1 protein-coding gene is annotated in these 1,762 nt (G+C 63.5%); it reads left to right on the forward strand.

What is annotated here, in order from left to right:
• A partial coding sequence (locus JC881_RS32890) for a hypothetical protein (RefSeq protein ID WP_198789808.1) occupies positions 1–1,762 on the forward strand: 1,762 nt, incomplete at both ends.

Raw genomic sequence — 1,762 nt, forward strand, 5'->3', positions numbered from 1 at the left:
TCGTGGAGCTCAGGCCAGTGGACAGGCTGGAGATGCCGCTGGTCGCCGTGCTCAGGCCAGACGACGTGGAGGTCGAGAGACTCGAAATACCGCTGCTCGCCGTGCTCAAGCCGGACGACGTGGACGTCGACAAGCTGCTCACGCTGCTGTTGGTGGAGCTAAGGCCAGTGGAGAGACTGGAGATGCCGCTGGTCGCCGTGCTCAAACCCGAAGACGTCGAGGCGGACAGGCTCGAGATGCTGCTGGTTGCCGTGCTCAGGCCCGACGACGTCGAAGTCGACAGGCTGCTCACGCTGCTGTTCGTGGAACTCAGACCGGTCGACAGGCTAGAGATGCCGCTAGTGGCCGTGCTCAGGCCCGTCGAGGTGGAGGTCGACAGGCTGGAAATGCCGCTGGTAGCTGTGCTCAAACCCGACGAGGTCGAAGTCGACAAGCTGCTCACACTGCTATTCGTCGAACTCAGGCCCGTGGACAAGCTGGAGATGCCGCTGGTGGCGGTGCTCAAGCCGGACGACGTCGAAGACGACAGGCTGCTGACACTGCTGTTCGTCGAGCTCAGGCCCGTTGAGAGGCTGGAGATGCCGCTGGTCGCCGTGCTCAGGCCCGACGACGTCGAAGACGACAGGCTGGTCACGCTGCTGTTGGTCGAGCTCAAGCCGGTCGAGAGACTCGAAATGCCGCTCGTCGCCGTGCTCAGACCGCTGGATGTGGAGGTCGACAAGCTGCTCACACTGCTGTTGGTCGAGCTCAGGCCCGTAGACAGGCTGGAGATGCCGCTGGTGGCGGTGCTCAAGCCGGACGATGTCGAAGACGACAGGCTGCTCACGCTGCTGTTGGTTGAGCTCAGGCCGGTCGAAAGACTCGAGATACCGCTGGCGCTGCTACTCAAGCCTGTCGAGAGGCTGCTGACACTGCTGTTGGTCGAGCTCAGGCCCGTAGACAAGCTCGAGATGCCGCTGGTCGCCGTGCTCAGACCCGACGAAGTCGAGGTCGACAGGCTGCTCACGTTGCTGTTCGTGGAGCTCAAACCGGTCGAGAGGCTGGAGATGCCACTGGTCGCCGTGCTCAGGCCCGACGACGTGGACGTCGACAGGCTGCTGACGCTGCTGTTCGTCGAACTCAGACCTGTGGACAGGCTGCCGATGCTGCTGGTCGCCGTGCTCAAGCCCGAAGAGGTCGAGGCGGACAAGCTGTTGACGCTGCTGTTGGTCGAGCTCAAGCCCGTGGACAGGCTGGAGATACCGCTGGTGGCGGTGCTCAGGCCGGACGACGTGGAGGTCGACAGGCTGCTGACGCTGCTGTTTGTGGAGCTCAGGCCCGTAGACAGGCTGGAGATGCCGCTCGTCGCCGTGCTCAGACCACTGGATGTCGAGGTCGACAAGCTGCTCACACTGCTGTTGGTCGAGCTCAGGCCGGTCGAGAGGCTGGAGATGCCACTGATCGCCGTGCTCAGGCCCGACGACGTCGAAGACGACAGGCTGCTCACGCTGCTGTTGGTTGAGCTCAGGCCCGTAGACAAGCTCGAGATGCCACTGGTCGCAGTGCTCAGACCGGACGAGGTCGACGTCGACAGGCTACTGACGCTGCTATTCGTTGAGCTCAAGCCAGTCGAGAGGCTGGAGATGCCGCTCGTCGCAGTGCTCAGGCCCGACGACGTCGAAGACGACAGGCTGCTCACGCTGCTGTTGGTCGAGCTCAGGCCCGTCGACAAGCTCGAGATGCCACTGGTCGCAGTGCTCAGACCGGACGAGGTCGACGTCGA

It is taken from the genome of Variovorax sp. IB41 (genome assembly GCF_016405905.1).
In the GTDB taxonomy this organism is placed as follows: Bacteria; Pseudomonadota; Gammaproteobacteria; order Burkholderiales; family Burkholderiaceae_C; genus Variovorax.